16 protein-coding genes are annotated in these 14,414 nt (G+C 71.9%); 6 read left to right on the top strand and 10 right to left on the bottom strand.

Annotation, left to right across the window (positions count from 1 at the left end):
• Positions 1 to 38: 38 nt before the first annotated feature.
• From MQV74_RS28160 to MQV74_RS28145, 4 genes are all read right to left on the bottom strand, one after another.
• Positions 39 to 1,379: a hypothetical protein gene (locus MQV74_RS28160; RefSeq protein ID WP_242723504.1), complete on the bottom strand. Its 1,341-nt coding sequence runs from the start codon at positions 1,377 to 1,379 to the stop codon at positions 39 to 41.
• 79 nt (positions 1,380 to 1,458) lie between these two features.
• Positions 1,459 to 2,034 (bottom strand): DUF6114 domain-containing protein, encoded by a 576-nt coding sequence (locus MQV74_RS28155; protein ID WP_242723480.1) that lies wholly within the window; start codon positions 2,032 to 2,034, stop codon positions 1,459 to 1,461.
• Between the two features lie 209 nt (positions 2,035 to 2,243).
• On the bottom strand, positions 2,244 to 2,870 hold the full coding sequence (locus MQV74_RS28150; RefSeq protein ID WP_242723465.1) for a DUF6230 family protein: 627 nt from the start codon (positions 2,868 to 2,870) through the stop codon (positions 2,244 to 2,246).
• A 704-nt stretch (positions 2,871 to 3,574) separates the two neighbouring features.
• Positions 3,575 to 4,543, bottom strand: coding sequence for a tetratricopeptide repeat protein (locus MQV74_RS28145; RefSeq protein ID WP_242723439.1), 969 nt, complete (start codon positions 4,541 to 4,543; stop codon positions 3,575 to 3,577).
• A 391-nt stretch (positions 4,544 to 4,934) separates the two neighbouring features.
• Here MQV74_RS28145 and MQV74_RS28140 point away from each other — a divergent pair, with 391 nt between their 5' ends.
• Positions 4,935 to 5,579, top strand: coding sequence for a TetR/AcrR family transcriptional regulator (locus MQV74_RS28140; RefSeq protein ID WP_242723436.1), 645 nt, complete (start codon positions 4,935 to 4,937; stop codon positions 5,577 to 5,579).
• A gap of 167 nt (positions 5,580 to 5,746) precedes the next feature.
• Here MQV74_RS28140 and MQV74_RS28135 read toward each other — a convergent pair whose 3' ends face one another.
• Positions 5,747 to 6,754, bottom strand: coding sequence for a GDP-mannose 4,6-dehydratase (locus tag MQV74_RS28135; protein ID WP_374120706.1), 1,008 nt, complete (start codon positions 6,752 to 6,754; stop codon positions 5,747 to 5,749).
• Positions 6,751 to 7,956: a UDP-N-acetylglucosamine--N-acetylmuramyl-(pentapeptide) pyrophosphoryl-undecaprenol N-acetylglucosamine transferase gene (locus MQV74_RS28130; RefSeq protein ID WP_242723424.1), complete on the bottom strand. Its 1,206-nt coding sequence runs from the start codon at positions 7,954 to 7,956 to the stop codon at positions 6,751 to 6,753. The genes MQV74_RS28135 and MQV74_RS28130 overlap by 4 nt, the downstream gene beginning before the upstream one ends.
• Positions 7,957 to 8,020: 64 nt before the next feature.
• Between MQV74_RS28130 and MQV74_RS28125 the strand changes: the two genes are divergently transcribed.
• From MQV74_RS28125 to MQV74_RS28115, 3 genes are all read left to right on the top strand, one after another.
• Positions 8,021 to 8,773 (top strand): response regulator transcription factor, encoded by a 753-nt coding sequence (locus tag MQV74_RS28125; protein WP_242723420.1) that lies wholly within the window; start codon positions 8,021 to 8,023, stop codon positions 8,771 to 8,773.
• Positions 8,770 to 10,182 carry a sensor histidine kinase gene (locus MQV74_RS28120; protein WP_242723417.1) on the top strand — a complete coding sequence of 471 codons (1,413 nt, stop codon included), beginning with the start codon at positions 8,770 to 8,772 and terminating at the stop codon, positions 10,180 to 10,182. Before MQV74_RS28125 ends, MQV74_RS28120 begins: the two co-directional genes overlap by 4 nt.
• 185 nt (positions 10,183 to 10,367) lie before the next feature.
• Positions 10,368 to 10,721, top strand: coding sequence for a hypothetical protein (locus MQV74_RS28115; RefSeq protein WP_242723404.1), 354 nt, complete (start codon positions 10,368 to 10,370; stop codon positions 10,719 to 10,721).
• 75 nt (positions 10,722 to 10,796) lie between these two features.
• Here MQV74_RS28115 and MQV74_RS28110 read toward each other — a convergent pair whose 3' ends face one another.
• The 3 genes from MQV74_RS28110 to MQV74_RS28100 are packed head-to-tail and all read right to left on the bottom strand — an operon-like array spanning position 10,797 to position 12,053.
• Positions 10,797 to 11,006 carry a DUF397 domain-containing protein gene (locus MQV74_RS28110; RefSeq protein ID WP_242723390.1) on the bottom strand — a complete coding sequence of 70 codons (210 nt, stop codon included), beginning with the start codon at positions 11,004 to 11,006 and terminating at the stop codon, positions 10,797 to 10,799.
• 10 nt (positions 11,007 to 11,016) lie between these two features.
• On the bottom strand, positions 11,017 to 11,226 hold the full coding sequence (locus tag MQV74_RS28105; RefSeq protein ID WP_242723387.1) for a DUF397 domain-containing protein: 210 nt from the start codon (positions 11,224 to 11,226) through the stop codon (positions 11,017 to 11,019).
• Positions 11,223 to 12,053 (bottom strand): helix-turn-helix domain-containing protein, encoded by an 831-nt coding sequence (locus MQV74_RS28100; protein ID WP_242723385.1) that lies wholly within the window; start codon positions 12,051 to 12,053, stop codon positions 11,223 to 11,225. Before MQV74_RS28100 ends, MQV74_RS28105 begins: the two co-directional genes overlap by 4 nt.
• A gap of 93 nt (positions 12,054 to 12,146) precedes the next feature.
• Between MQV74_RS28100 and MQV74_RS28095 the strand changes: the two genes are divergently transcribed.
• A complete protein-coding gene (locus tag MQV74_RS28095) occupies positions 12,147 to 12,368 on the top strand; it encodes a hypothetical protein (RefSeq protein WP_242723382.1) in 222 nt (73 codons plus the stop codon).
• Entirely contained in the window at positions 12,365 to 12,682 is a 318-nt protein-coding gene (locus tag MQV74_RS28090) for a hypothetical protein (protein WP_242723361.1), read from the top strand. The genes MQV74_RS28095 and MQV74_RS28090 overlap by 4 nt, the downstream gene beginning before the upstream one ends.
• On the opposite strand, the gene MQV74_RS28085 is transcribed toward MQV74_RS28090, so the two are convergent.
• Positions 12,679 to 14,379, bottom strand: a complete 1,701-nt coding sequence (locus tag MQV74_RS28085) for an acyl-CoA mutase large subunit family protein (protein ID WP_242723358.1) — start codon at positions 14,377 to 14,379, stop codon at positions 12,679 to 12,681. The genes MQV74_RS28090 and MQV74_RS28085 overlap by 4 nt on opposite strands.
• Positions 14,380 to 14,414: the final 35 nt, after the last annotated feature.

Raw genomic sequence — 14,414 nt, 5'->3', positions numbered from 1 at the left:
CCCCCGGCCGGGGGTGCCCTCCTCGCGTTCCGGGCGGTTCAGTCGGTGATCGACTGGTGCAGGCCGGGGATGGTGAGGTCGCCGCCGAACTGGCCCGCCTGCTGGACCTTCACGTCGGTGAAATAGATCAGCGGCAGGTTCAGGGGCGGCGGGTGCTCCGGGTCGAAGGTGACCGGGAGCAGGCCGAACAGATTGCCCGAGATGCGCTCGGTGTACATCGTCGTGTCGCCGTTGCGGATCGTGGACAGGGAGCCCTTGGCGGCCTGGACGTGGTACTTCTTGCCGCCCGGCCCTTCGACGATCTGGTGCAGGTCCCCGATCTCCGTGCCGCCGCTGATGACGTACTTCAGCGCCTGCTTGGTCTGGCCGTTGGGCATCTTCAGGTTCACGACGCCCTGGTAGTCGGCCCCCTTGAGCAGCAGGGAACTGGCCTCCAGGTACCACGGCTGGTTCGGGATCGGCGCGGGCGACTGCTCGTCGTCGCCGTCCACCTTCTTCTCCACGACGCACGGGAACGGCTTCTTGCCGTTCTCGTCCGGGGCCATGGGGTCCTTCGACTCCTCCGGGTCGGCCTCGCCCTTCTTGCCGTCGGCGTCGTCGGCCTTGTCCTTGTCGTCGGCCTTGTCCTTGGCCTTGTCGTCGGCCTCGTTCCCGGCTCGGTCCTTGGCCTTGTCGACCTCGTCCTCGGCCTTGTCCCGGGCGTCCTCGGCGGCGTCCTTCGCCTTGTCGGCGGTGTCCTCGACGGGCTCGGTGGCCCTGCCGCCCCGGCTGCCGTCGCCCTTGACCTCCCGGGCGCCCTTGTCGCCGCCGTCGTCCTTGCCCTGCGGGGACTCCTTCTCCGGCCTGTCCGGGGTCAGAAGGTCCTTGAGGGCGTCGCCGACACCCAGCGGGTCCAGGGGGTTGGCGGGCTTGGACGGCTCCGACTCCGGGGCCTCGGTGTCGTCGTCGGCCTTGTCGGCCCCGTCCCCCTTGTCCGCACCGGCGGACGGTGACGGCTCCCCCCTCTCGGGAGTCTCCGCGGACGGCGAAGGCGACGGCTTGTCCGCGTCGCCCTTCTCGTCGTGCTTCTTCTTGGCGTCCTCGGCCCGCTTCCGCGCGTCCTCGGCCTGCTTCTTGCGCGCGGCCTCGCGCACGGCCTTCTCCGCGGCGGCCTTGGCGGCGGCGTCCTTCCCGGCCTTCTCCGCCTTCTCCGCCTTCTCCGCGTTCTCGGCGTCCTTGGACGGCTCGTCGGGGGCCGTCACGCACGGCCCGTCCTGGAAGGGGTTCTCGGGCGCACCGGGCTTCGCCTGTGCAAGCTGCGGCGTCAGCCCCATCCCCATGAGGACGGCGGTGGGCATGGCCGCGAGGGCGATCGCCTTGCCGACGGGTACACGAGTCAACAGCGGCTTCCTGGGGGCCGCGTGGCGCGGCCCCGTTCTCACACGGGACGTGACCGCATCGGTCCCGCGGCGCACCTCGTCAGTCGGCACGGTGCCTCCCGTTCGTCCCGTTGCTCGGGCTCGTTCCTGACAAGTCGTCGGTCGTGCCGCCCGCCCCGGGCGCCGCCCCGGGCGCGGCCCCCGCCGCCGTCTGCGGGACGCCACCTGCGAAGCCCCCGGTGCCCGGCGCCTTCGCGCGCCGTCTCACGGGCTTCTGTGGCTTCTCGTGCACCCAGGACACGCCGAGCGCGCCGCCGACCAGGGCGAGCATGAAGCCCATGACGAAGCCACCGAAGTTGGACACCACCAGGGAGACCAGGGCGAGCAGGATCGCCGCGACGCCCGCGAACACGCGGGACTGCGGCTGGAACCACATGGTCAGGCCGAGCACGACCAACAGCACGCCGATGATCAGCGATCCGGCCCCGGCGGTGGTCGCCATCCGGATGGTCAGCGTGCCGAGCGTGAGGTTCGCGTACGGGAAGTACATGATCGGGATGCCGCCGAGCAGGGTCAGCAGGCCACCCCAGAACGGGCGTCGGCCGCGCCACCCTCGGAAACCCCGACGCATCCGGCCAAGCTTGCTGCCAAGGCCCACTTGCGCTTCGGCGCTCATGTCGTACAGCTCCTCGGGTATGGCGTTTGGTTCTGTGTGTCGGATGCGGGCACGGGGACCGCAGCTCGAAGAGGTGCGGCGCCCCCGCGCCCGGCCGTTCGGCGCAACGGGTGCGACTCAGACAGCACGTGCCTCGGCCGTGGTCTCCACTGCGGCTCGGTGAAGCGAAGCGGATGAGTGGGACTGGGGAGACCGAGGCGGCAACTGCCTCAGTAGCACTCGTGCTTGCCCTTCTTGACCGACATGTGCAGGCCCGAGAGCTTGAAGGTACCGGCGCTGGTGGCCCACGCGCGCTGCTCCACGTCGGTGAAGAGCACCTCTTCGGCCTGCTGCGCGAACGAGTCCGGAACGTACTGCTTCTTGGGCTTGTCCTGCGGGTTCGGGCCGGGGCCCTTCGTCGTGCGGTCGATCGACACGCCGATGTCGACGTTGGTGAACGTCGCGTTGGCGCGCAGGTCGTCGGCGTCGATGAAGAGCTTCTTGGCCAGGACGGGATCGCCCCCGCCACCGGCCTTGAGCGTCATCGACACATTGCCGAACAACGGCACCGGGACGACCACGGACTGGCACAGCTTGGTGATCTCCGCCGAGTCCATGCCGACGACGGCGACCGGGTGTTTGCCCGAGTTGCCGACGTCCATCGCCCCGTACTGGACGAATCCCTTGCCCTTGAGTTCCTTGGCGGTCACCTTGAACTGCTGACCGGACACACTGAACGATGCCGCGAGCGCACCCTGTGAGAGGGCCACGCCTATCGCGGCCGTCGCCGCGACGCTCGGCACCATGACCACGGCGAACCGCTTCCATCTGGTTCCGCCACGAGCCACGGACTCCATGACTTTCCTCCTTCTCGGACGTACATCTCCGTCCCACTGGTCCCGAGGGGTCGGTCAGCGGAGCGGGGATGGGAGAAGTGCTACGTCCTCGGTCAGGAGAGCGCCCGTGTCGCCAGGCACGCAGCGCGCCTGGGGCACCGGCGATCGCCCCCGAGCGACAACCACTGGTCGCGCCTGACTCATCACGCACAACCCTGCCGGGACAGGCCCTGCCGCAGCCAAGGGCAGAGACCCCCCTGTCCCAGACCGGCGACGGCGCCGCCGGCCTACTCGGTGGGGACCCAGAAAACCCGTCTCCCGACTGGCCGTCGGGCTGCGGGCAATGGACCGAGCGTGGCCGATCGTGGTGCATTCTCGGCGCCCGCACAAGGGGGTTCATTACTCGCCGGTAACGGTCGGATAACCGAAGCCTGACGGCCTGGCGTCGATCAGCGACACACGGTGGTTTCAACAGACCGGAATGATCCGGATATTGACGAACAGAAGTGGACAGAATTCCACCTCGGACTTACTCCAAGTAACAGTGGCCGCGTTTGCCAAGATTTGGCAAAACGCGGCCACTGTGGCACTGCGGGAACTGACTTTTCACTTGGACACCACGAGCCCCGGCCCTAAGTGACCGGTCAGCGGACGGATCGCCGGGCAGGCCGGGGCAAATCCGGCGGAATACCGGACTCCGGGCACCTCGGCGCCCGGAGCGCGGCTCAGAAGAGCACGCGGGCGAGCGCCGTGCGCGCCGCCGTCACGCGCGGGTCGTCCGCGCCCACCACCTCGAAGAGTTCGAGCAGCCGCACCCGGGCGGCGTCCCGCTCCTCGCCCGCCGTGCGCCGGACCGTCTCGACGAGCCGCCCGAAGGCGTCCTCGACGTGCCCGCCGACCAGGTCGAGGTCGGCCGCCGCGATCTGCGCGCGGGCGTCGCCCGGCTTCTCGGCGGCGTCCTTGCGGACGGCCGCCGGGTCCATGTCCTGGACGCGGAGCAGGAGTTGGGCCTGGGCGAGGCCGAGCTTGGCCTCGGTGTTGGCGGGGTCGTCGCTCAGCACGTTCTCGTACGCCCGGACGGCGCCGCCCAAGTCGCCCGCGTCCAGGGCCTGGACGGCGGCCGCGAGCGCGGCGTCGTGCGGCCCCGCGGGGGCGGGTGCGGGCTGCGCGTCCTCGGAGGCGTCCGCGTCGACGGTCAGACCGGTGAGCCCGAAGCGCTCCTCCGCGACCTGGACCAGCTGGTCCAGGGTCTGGCGGATCTGCGCCTCGGGGGCCGCGCCCTGGAACAGCGGCAGGGCCTGGCCCGCGACCACCGCGAACACCGCGGGGATGCCCTGCACGCCGAACTGCTGCATCAGCATCTGGTTCGCGTCGACGTCGATCTTCGCGAGCAGGAAGCGGCCGTTGTACTCCGCCGTCAGCCGCTCGAGGAGCGGGCTGAGCTGCTTGCACGGCTCGCACCACTCGGCCCAGAAGTCGATGACGACGGGCACTTCGGTGGACCGCTGCAGTACGTCGCGCTCGAAACCCGCCTCGTCGACGTCGATGACGAGACTCGCGGGGGTGACGGCCCCGCCGCCGCCGTGCCGCGCTGCTTCGGCGCGCGCCTGCTCCGCCTTCGCCTTGGCCTCCTGGGCCGCCTTCACCGCGGCGAGGTCGACGACTCCGCTCATGGACATGTTCCGTGGCTGCATGAGTACATCCTCCCCCAAGCCGTACGGGAACCGCGCCCGCCCGTCTTCCGCCACCGCGCTTCCGGAGAAGTCGCTCCGCCGCCTCACCCGCTCGCGGTCCCCCGCCGGATTGCGGGGCCGACCGGAGGGACCGGGGCGCAGGTCCCGAGGAGGACCGTTCGTACCGTGTGTCGCGCGGGGTCCCCACCCCGCGCTCGTGGTTGCCGCCCTGGGGCGGTAGAGGTTCGCTCGCAGCGCCTCGCCGCCGGACGTGGCCGTACGGCCTCCGTGCGCGGCTTTCGCTACGGGTCGTAGCGTAACTGGATCCGTTCCGGCCCGGCACGGGGGCCCGAGTGATCTCCCTCACTCGCGGTTGGCCGCCGTGGCCGTACTGACCGGTATGGTCGCGGGCATGCAGAGCCGCAGTACACCGTCCGCACGCTCCGGAGGCCGCCCGCGCAGCGCCGAGGCGGACGCCGCCATCCTCGAAGCGACCCGCGAGGCCCTGGTCGACCTCGGCTGGACGAAGCTGACCCTCGGGGACGTGGCGACGCGGGCCGGGGTCGCCAAGACGACCCTCTACCGGCGCTGGGCGGGCAAGAGCGAGCTGGTCGTGGACGCGGTGGCGGAGCTCTTCGACGCGCTCGAACTGCCGGACAGCGGCAGCCTCGCCACGGACATCGAGAGCGTGGTCCTGCAGTTCGCGGCGCTGCTCGGGCGGCCCGAGACGAAGACGGCCCTGATGGCGGTGGTCGCGGAGTCCACGACGGACGCCCCGTTGCGGGAACGGGTCCGGGGCTCCATCGTCGAGCGGCAGAAGCGGCTCGTGCTCGAAGGGAGGCAGCGGGCGCAGGCCCGGGGCGAGTTGCCCGTCGAGCCCGACGCGACGGCTGCCGCGCGCACCGCCGATCTCATCTTCGACGTCATCGCCGGGGCCGTGGTGCACCGGGCGCTGGTCAGCGCGGAGCCGGTCGATCCCGCCTGGGCCCACCGCTTCACCCTCCTCCTCCTGGGCGGCCTCTCCGCGACGTCTGGCCGGGGCCCTGACACGCCCTAGCCCACGGCCCGGCCCTCACCCCCCGCTCAAAGCACCGCGCTACCGCGCTTGTCCTCAATCGCCGGACGGGCTGGATCGGTCCGCCGGGCCGGTCGCTGGGGCAGGTACCGGGGGGGGAGCGGGTGAGAGAGGACCCGCCCGGTGGCGGTGAGGGCAGGGGGCCGGGGTCAGACCTGGTAGCGGGACGGGGCGAAGAGGGAGAGGTTGGCCTCGACCCAGGCCGAGGTGTGGCGGAGGCCGTCCTTGAGGGAGACCTCCGGCGTCCAGTCGGCCCACTCCCGGGCCCGGGAGTTGTCGGAGACGAGCCGCTCCACCTCGCTCCCGGCGGGCCGAAGCCGCGCGGGATCGACCACGACCCGAGCCGCACGCCCGCTCGCAGCGATCAGCGCGTCGGCCAGCTCCCCGATGGAGATCTCCCGCCCGACCCCGAGATTCACCACGTGCCCCAGCGCCCGCTCGCTCTCGGCGACGGCGAGGAACCCGCGCGCGGTGTCGGTCACGTACGTGAAGTCACGCGTCGGCGTGAGCGAGCCGAGCTTGATCTCCCGCGCCCCGGAGTGCAGTTGGGCGAGGATCGTGGGGATCACGGCCCGGGCGGACTGCCGCGGACCGTAGGTGTTGAAGGGCCGCACGACGGCCACCGGCAGCTCGAAGGCGTGCCAGTGCGAGAGCACCGCCATATCGGCGCCGATCTTCGAGGCGGAGTACGGGGACTGCGGCTGCAGCGGGTGGCTCTCGCTGATCGGCACCGCCCGCGCGGTCCCGTACACCTCGCTCGTGGACGTGTGGACGAGCCGCCGCACCGCGTGCCTGCGGCAGGCCTCCGCGACGTTCTCGGTGCCGACGACGTTCGTCTGCACGTAGGCGCCGGGAGAGTCGTACGAGTACGGGATGCCGATGAGGGCCGCCAGGTGGAAGACGGTGTCGCAGCCGGCGACGGCGTCGGACACGCGCCCCGGGTCGCGGACGTCACCGGCGAGGAACTCGACCCTCGGGTCGCCGAGCAGGTGTGCCAGGTTCCCCTTCTCCCCGTACGGCTTGTAGTGCACGAAGGCGCGGACGCGCGCGCCGCGCTCCAGGAGCAGGTCGACGAGGGTGGAGCCGATGAAGCCCTCGGCGCCGGTGACGAGGACGGTGCGGTCGCTCCAGTCGAAGGAAGGCATAGGCGTGGTCATGCGGCGTTCTCCCAGTGGGTGGAGGGGTGGTGGGTGGGTCCCGCCCCGTGGGCGAGATCGAGGACGCGCGCCGCGAGCAGGTCGGCGGCGCGGGCGTGCGGCCCCGGCTCCGCGGCGCCGCTCATCGCGGCGAGCCGTGCCGGGGAGTCGAGGAGCGGCCCGACGAGCGCGGCGAGCCGGTCGGCGGTCACCTCGGCGTCGGGCAGGAGGAGGCCCGCACCCGCGTCGGACAGGACGCGCGCGTTGTGGGTCTGGTGGTCGCCGGGCGCGTGCGGATAGGGCACGAGGACGGCGGGCACCCCGGTGCTGGCCAGCTCGGCGACGGTCGCGGAACCCGCGCGGCACACCACCAGGTCGGCGGCGGCGTACGCGAGGTCCATCCGGTCCAGATAGGGCACGGCGCGGGCCACGGCGTCACCGCCGTCGTACGTGAGCCGCGCCCGCGCCTCGTCGAGCGCGGCGGGCCCGGTCTTGATCAGCAGATGGACGTCGCCGCGGTGCCGCCACCGGGCGGCGAGCCCGAGCGCGGCCTCGGTGAGGCGGGCCGCCCCCAGGCTGCCGCCGTTGAAGAGGAGCAGCCGCGCCCCGTCCGGCACCCCGAGCGCGCGGCGGGCCTCGGCGCGCAGCGCGGTCCGGTCCAGGCGGGCCAGGGCGTCGGCGATGGGCATGCCGGTGGTGTGGGCGCGGTGGCCGCCGGGCAGGTGCGCGCGGCTGCCGTCGAAGGCGACGGCGATGTGCGGGGTGAGGCGCGCGGCGAAGCGGTTGGCCCGGCCGGGGACGGCGTTGGACTCGTGGATGAGGCTGGGCAGGCCCGCCATCCGGGCGCCGACGATGACGGGGGCGCTGGGGTAGCCGCCCATGCCGACGGCGACGTGGGCGCCCTGTTCGCGCAGGATGGCCCGGCACTGGGCGCCGGACTTCAGGAGGGCCGCGGGCAGCAGGTAGCGCTTGGCTCCGAGCGCGGGGTCGAAGGGGATCATGTCGACGGTGTGCAGGCGGTATCCGGCCTCGGGAATGAGCCGGGTCTCCAGGCCCCGCTCGGTGCCCACGAACGAGACCACGGCGCCCGGCACGGCCCGGCGCAGGGCGTCGGCGAGGGCGAGGCCGGGGTAGATGTGCCCGCCGGTGCCGCCCGCGCCGATCACGACGGACAGGGGACCGGGCGGCCTTGGCACGGTGCCGGAAGTGACGGTTGGCTTCATACCGACTCACCGTCCACGCCCGCTCTAAGAGGGTTTTAAGAGCCGCGTTTGGCACCTTTGGTGCATGAACGAGATCAGGCAGAGAGCGGGCGCGGGACGGCCGGGGTCCGCGCCCCGCGGCCCGGCGGCCAAGGTGCTCGTCGTCGACGACGACCCCGAGGTGCGGGCCGCCGTGGAGGACGCGCTCACCGTCGAGGGCTTCTCGGTCCGCGGGGCCGGGGACGGCCAGCAGGCGCTGACCGCCGTGGCCCGGTGGGAGCCGGGCCTGGTGGTGCTCGACGTGATGATGCCCGTCATGGACGGGCTCGCCGTCTGCCGTCAGCTGCGGGCGGCGGGCGACCGCACCCCGGTCCTTGTCCTGACCGCCCTGGACGCGGTGAGCGACCGGGTCGACGGGCTCGACGCGGGCGCCGACGACTACCTGGTCAAGCCCTTCGCCCTGGACGAGCTGACGGCCCGGGTGCGCGCGCTGCTCCGCCGCGCCGGGTCGGACGCGGGCGAGCCCGGCGCCGACGGCGACGAGCTGACGTACGGGGACCTGACCCTGGACCCGCGCACCCGCACCGGTCTGCGCGGCGGGCGCCGCGTCGAGTTCAGCCGCACGGAGGCCACGCTGCTCGAACTCCTGCTGCGCAACGCGGGCCAGGTGCTCCCCCGCGAGCTGATCCACGAGGCGGTGTGGGGCCGGGACTTCGGCCCCGACTCCAACTCCCTCGCGGTGTACGTCGGTTATCTGCGCCGCAAGCTGGAGTCCGGCGGCGAGGCGCGGCTCGTGCACACCGTGCACGGCGTGGGCTACCGGCTCGGTTCACCGTGAGCGCGCCCGGAGGCGGCCGCCGCCGCGCCCTGGGTGCCCGCTGGCGGCGGCGCCGTCCGCTGCGCACCCGCCTCGCGGTGGCGGCGTCCGCCGCGGTGGCGCTGGTCGCGATCTGCGTCTGCACGGCGTCGTTCTTCGTGCTCCGCTACAAGCTCTACCAGCAGCTCGACCAGAACCTCGCCCAGTCGGCGACGCTGGCCGCGCAACAGCACCGCTCCGAGGAGCAGGGCTACGGCGTCCTCGCGGGTGAGTGCCGCTTCCTGGGCGCCCCGGCCTGCGCGCAGGTCGTCCCCGCCACCGCGGCCGACGACCCGAAGAAGCCGTACCTGCTGCCCGTGAACCGCTCCACGCGCCAGGTCGCGGCGGGCGAACTCGCCCCCTACTACTCGAACTTCACCCTCCCCGGCGGCAAGCCGGGGCGCATGTTCACCACCACCTACGGCAAGGGCGCGGCCGTCCAGGTGGCGCTGCGCGCGGACATCGCCGAGCGCGGGGTGCGGCAGACGGCCGCGATCCTGTCGGTGGTGGGCGGCGCGGGCATCCTCCTGTCCGCGCTCGGCGGCTACTGGGTCTCCCGTACGGGGCTCGCGCCCGTCGGGCGGCTCACGGCGACGGCGGAGCGCATCGCTGCGACCCGCGACGCCCGGCACCGCATCGAGCTGCCGCCAGGGCCGCCCGGCGGACGCGGCGAGGACGAGGTGACGCGGCTCGCCACGGCCTTCAACACCATGCTCGGCGAGCTGGAGGAATCGGTCGCGGCCCGCCGCCGCCTCGTCGCCGACGCCTCGCACGAGCTGCGTACGCCGCTGACGTCGTTGCGTACGAACGCCGAGCTCCTCGCCCGCGCCGACCGCCTGACGGCGGAGCAGCGCGACCGGGCGTCGGCCGCGCTCGGCCGTCAGCTGCGCGAGGTCACCGGCCTGGTCAACGACCTGATCGAGCTGGCCCGCGACGAGGAGCCGCAGCCGCTCCTGGAGGAGGTACGGGTCGCCGCGCTGGCCGAGCACGTCGTGAACGCGGCGCGCGAGCACTGGCCCGCGATCGTCTTCACGTACGACGTCTCCCCCGACGCGGCCGGAATGACCCTGCCCGGCGTGCCCGCCCGCCTCGCCCGCCTGGTCACCAACCTCCTGGACAACGCGGCGAAGTTCAGCCCCGCCGGGGCGGTGGTGGAGGTCGCCCTCAGCACGGCCGCCCTGACCGTCCGCGACCACGGTCCCGGCATCGCGCCGGAGGACCTGCCGCACGTCTTCGACCGCTTCTACCGCGCCGAGCGAGCCCGGGCGCTGCCCGGCTCCGGCCTGGGCCTGGCCATGGCGCGCCAGATCGCCCGGGCCCACGGCGCGGAACTGACGGCGGAACAGGCGCCCGGCGGGGGCGCGCTGTTCCGTCTGGCGTGGCTGTCGTGAAGGTCGTGCCGCAGGAGGCGTGTGAGCCAGCGTGCGCGGGGTGAGAGCCTCCCCTTGCTCCTCGCGCGCCCCCTCGTTCGCCCCCGGGCGCCTTTGTGTCGCGGTCCGCGGAGGCAGGTTTCCGGTCATCCTCATTTCCGGACGGTTGGCCTCCGGTCGACTGCCGTCAATCGAGGGAAGTCCCCATGCGTCTTCGTCATACCCTCGGCGCCGCCCTCGGCGCCCTGGCCCTCGCCGTGACCATCCCCACCACATCGGCGCACGCGACCACCGGCTTCTTCTACTACAAGTACGGCACCCCGGGTAATCCGAACACGGCGCAGGTCGACGGCGAGGACATCCCCGAAAGCCATTGCTACAACGTCCCCGAGGTCGAGGGGACGCTCCTGAACGCCTGGGCACCCGAGAACCACACCGATCTCCAGATCTGGGTATACCCGTTCGCGGAGTGCAGCGGCTTGAAGACGGTCATCCCGCCGGGCAACACGCCCAACAACCTGATCCTGTTCAGGTCGTACTACGTCGTCACCGACGGCTGAGATGCGCGTCGCCGCCCCGGTACCAGCCCCGCCCAGGCCGGTACCGGGGCGGCCCCGTGCCTGACGGCGCAGCTGTCAGACGGCGCCGAAGCGGCCGCCCTTCACACCGCCCACGAAGTCGGCGAACGCGCGAGCGGTGAGGGCCAGGGCGGGGCCGTCCGGACGCTTGGAGTCGCGTACGGGGACTATGCCGTGGGCGGCGCTGAGGTTAACGGCGACCTCTATGCACTGGCCGCCGTTGCCGCTGTAGGAGGACGCGAACCAGCGCGGGGATGCGGTAGTCACGAGGTGCCCCTCAGACTGTGCCGAACCGACCGGCCTTCAAACCGTTCACGAAGGACGCAAACGCGTCGGCGCGGACGTCCACGACAGGGCCGTCCGGACGCTTGGAGTCACGGACGGGGACTATGCCGCGGGCGGCGAGGAGGTTGGCGGCGATCTCGATGCACTGACCGCCGTTGTTGCTGTACGAGGACGTGAACCAGAGGGGGGTTTCAGTCGTCACGAGATGCCCTTTCGTAACTGGTTGAGCATGGCCACAGATGCCGCCTGAGATGGGGCTTCGGCCTGCATTTGATGGTAGGCCGTCAACAGCGGTAGAACGAATGTGCTGTCCCGTTCCAGATGGCCTCGCTGGGCGGATTCGGCGTACGACATGAGCGAGCGGTCCGGCAGGGTCAGCAGGGTTACCGGCAGATCGAACGGGCGGCGGGCTCCCATGTCGAACGGCACAACCTGAAGCACTGTGTTCGGCAGCTCGGCGAACTCAAGCAGCCGGTCCAACTGCGCAGCCATGACGGCGGGTTCGCCGATGGGGCGACGGATGGAGCTCTCGTCCAGCATCGCGAAGATCAACGGCGGTGGGGTCCGGACGAGGGCGGCTTGCCGCTCGGCCACGAGCGTGACCCGCTCCTCCGCCTGCTCGCTGGAGATCGCTCCCCGCTTGAGGGCGCCCTCCGCGAGCACCGTCGCGTACTCCGGCGTCTGAAGCAAGCCGGGCATGACACCCACCTCGTATAGCCGGATCTCCGCAGCCTCCGCCTCGTGGTCCACGAACTGCGGAAAGCCCTCCAGCAGGCCCGCGTTCCGCACCACGCGCCACGCGCGCTCGAACGCCTCCTCGGCGCCGAAGGCCACATCCGCACGGCGCGCCAGGCGCAAGGTTGGCGCTTTTCGTCCAGTTTCGATTGACGAGAGGTGCGTACTGGAATACCCCATGCGCTCGGCAAGCTCGTCCTGGGTCCAGCCTCGCTCCTCGCGCCAACTGCGTAAACGCGCCCCGAAGGCGGCCTTGGGCGAGCTATCAGGGTCCAGCTCCTTGCGGTTGACCAACTTTCCCTCCCCGGCGTCCACGTTGAATGGTTCTCCCAACGTAGGCCACGCTGAAGCCCCTTGGTAGTGGATTCGCTACGGAGAGGTACGAACATGGCCGACACCCCGACCCCCGGCACCCTCGTCCTGGACATCTCACGCGACCTGCTCGGCGAGTTCCGGGGCGAGTGGTGCGGACTCTGGTCCCTGCGCCCGGTCACCGGCGGACGAGAGTGGACCGTCGCCCCGGAGAACACCCAACCACCCACCCCCGCACAGCAGTTGAGGGCGCGTACCGCGAAGGCGAACGCCCGCAGCCGGGGCGAGCTGCTGTGACCGCGCAGCACCCCACGGCGGCCCCGAGGAGCCGGGCGCACCGGCCCGCGGTGTTCAGCACAGCGGCGGGCATCCGCCCCGGCACCGTGGTCTTCGACCGGACGTACGACATGCCCGGCACCGTGCGGGAGGTCGACGGCGCGTTCGTCGTCCTGGACCGCCCGACGGGCATGACGTGGCGGGCCCACTACCGGCACCTGCGCCGGGCCACGGACTGGGAGCGCCGCCAGCTCCCCGCCCTGGCCCGGCTGCACGCGCAACGCCTGCGCGGAACCGATTCGCCCGGCCCCGGCGCCCTCGGGCGGGAGGGCTAGAAGCCCGCGGGCTCCGTGTACACGCCCCACTCGTCGCGCAGGACCCCGCAGATCTCCCCGAGGGTGGCCTCGGCGCGGACGGCGTCCAGCATGGGGGCGATCATGTTGGACCCGTCGCGGGCGGCGGCGAGCATGGCGTCGAGGCAGGCCCGCACCCGGGCGTCGTCCCGCGCGGCCTTCCGCGAGGCGAGCAGCTTCACCTGCTCCCGCTCGACCTCGTGGCTGACGCGCAGGATCTCCAGGTCGCCGGTCACGGAGCCGTGGGCGACGTTGACGCCGACGACCCGCTTGTCGCCCTTCTCCAGGGACTGCTGGTACTGGAAGGCGGACTCGGCGATCTCGCCGGTGAACCAGCCGTCCTCGATGCCGCGCAGGATGCCGGAGGTGATGGGCCCGATGGGGTGCTGCCCGTCGGGGTGCGCCCGGCGCCCCCGCTCCTTGATCTGCTCGAAGATCTTCTCAGCGTCGGCCTCGATGCGGTCGGTGAGCTGCTCCACGTACCAGGAGCCGCCCAGCGGGTCCGCTACGTTGGCGACGCCGGTCTCCTCCATCAGGACCTGCTGGGTGCGCAGCGCGATCTCCGCGGCCTGCTCGCTGGGCAGCGCGAGGGTCTCGTCCAGGGCGTTGGTGTGCAGGGAGTTGGTGCCGCCGAGCACGGCGGCGAGGGCCTCGACGGCCGTGCGCACGACGTTGTTGTACGGCTGCTGGGCCGTCAGGGAGACGCCCGCCGTCTGGGTGTGGAAGCGCAGCCACTGGGCCTTGTCGGTCCTGGCGCCGTACACCTCCTTCATCCAGCGGGCCCAGATCCGGCGCGCGGCGCGGAACTTGGCGATCTCCTCGAAGAAGTCGACGTGGGCGTCGAAGAAGAAGGAGAGCCCCGGCGCGAAGACGTCCACGTCCAGGCCGCGGCTGAGCCCCAGCTCCACGTACCCGAAGCCGTCGGCCAGCGTGTACGCCAGCTCCTGCGCGGCCGTCGCGCCCGCCTCGCGGATGTGGTAGCCGGAGACGGAGAGGGGCTTGTACGCGGGGATCTCGCGGGCGCAGTGCTCCATGAGGTCGCCGATGAGGCGCAGGTGGGGCTCGGGCTCGAAGAGCCACTCCTTCTGCGCGATGTACTCCTTGAAGATGTCGGTCTGGAGCGTGCCGTTCAGCACGCCCGGATCGACGCCCTGGCGCTCGGCGGCGACCAGGTACATGCAGAAGGCGGGGACGGCGGGTCCTGAGATCGTCATCGACGTCGTGACGTCGCCGAGGGGGATGTCCTTGAACAGGACCTCCATGTCGGCGGCCGAGTCGATGGCGACGCCGCAGTGGCCGACCTCGCCGAGGGAGCGCGGGTCGTCGGAGTCGCGGCCCATCAGCGTCGGCATGTCGAAGGCGACGGAGAGGCCGCCGCCGCCCGCGGCGAGGATCATCTTGTACCGCTCGTTCGTCTGCTCGGCGTTGCCGAAGCCGGCGAACTGGCGGATCGTCCAGGTGCGGCCCCGGTACCCCGTGGGATAGAGGCCGCGCGTGAAGGGATATTCGCCCGGCCATCCGATCCGTTCGAAGCCCTCGTACGCGTCTCCGGGCCGGGGCCCGTAGGCAGGCTCGACCGGGTCACCGGAGAGCGTCGTGAAATCGGCGTCGCGCTTCTTCGCGGCGTCGTACCGGGCCTGCCAGCGACGGCGGCCCTCCTCGATGGCGTGAGCGTCCATGCCTCCAATTTACTTGGACGTCCTAGTAAATGTCG

The organism is Streptomyces sp. AN091965, from assembly GCF_022698285.1.
Taxonomy (GTDB): domain Bacteria; phylum Actinomycetota; class Actinomycetes; order Streptomycetales; family Streptomycetaceae; genus Streptomyces.
This window is presented reverse-complemented; position numbering and strand designations above follow the sequence as displayed.

Excerpts from the sequence above, each read along its gene's own strand:
- MQV74_RS28155 (WP_242723480.1), bottom strand. The coding sequence starts at position 2,034 with ATGAGCGCCGAAGCGCAAGTGGGCCTTGGCAGCAAGCTTGGCCGGATG.
- MQV74_RS28150 (WP_242723465.1), bottom strand. The coding sequence starts at position 2,870 with ATGGAGTCCGTGGCTCGTGGCGGAACCAGATGGAAGCGGTTCGCCGTG.
- MQV74_RS28145 (WP_242723439.1), bottom strand. The coding sequence starts at position 4,543 with ATGCAGCCACGGAACATGTCCATGAGCGGAGTCGTCGACCTCGCCGCG.
- MQV74_RS28140 (WP_242723436.1), top strand. The coding sequence starts at position 4,935 with ATGCAGAGCCGCAGTACACCGTCCGCACGCTCCGGAGGCCGCCCGCGC.
- MQV74_RS28135 (WP_374120706.1), bottom strand. The coding sequence starts at position 6,754 with ATGACCACGCCTATGCCTTCCTTCGACTGGAGCGACCGCACCGTCCTC.
- MQV74_RS28130 (WP_242723424.1), bottom strand. The coding sequence starts at position 7,956 with ATGAAGCCAACCGTCACTTCCGGCACCGTGCCAAGGCCGCCCGGTCCC.
- MQV74_RS28125 (WP_242723420.1), top strand. The coding sequence starts at position 8,021 with ATGAACGAGATCAGGCAGAGAGCGGGCGCGGGACGGCCGGGGTCCGCG.
- MQV74_RS28115 (WP_242723404.1), top strand. The coding sequence starts at position 10,368 with ATGCGTCTTCGTCATACCCTCGGCGCCGCCCTCGGCGCCCTGGCCCTC.
- MQV74_RS28095 (WP_242723382.1), top strand. The coding sequence starts at position 12,147 with ATGGCCGACACCCCGACCCCCGGCACCCTCGTCCTGGACATCTCACGC.
- MQV74_RS28085 (WP_242723358.1), bottom strand. The coding sequence starts at position 14,379 with ATGGACGCTCACGCCATCGAGGAGGGCCGCCGTCGCTGGCAGGCCCGG.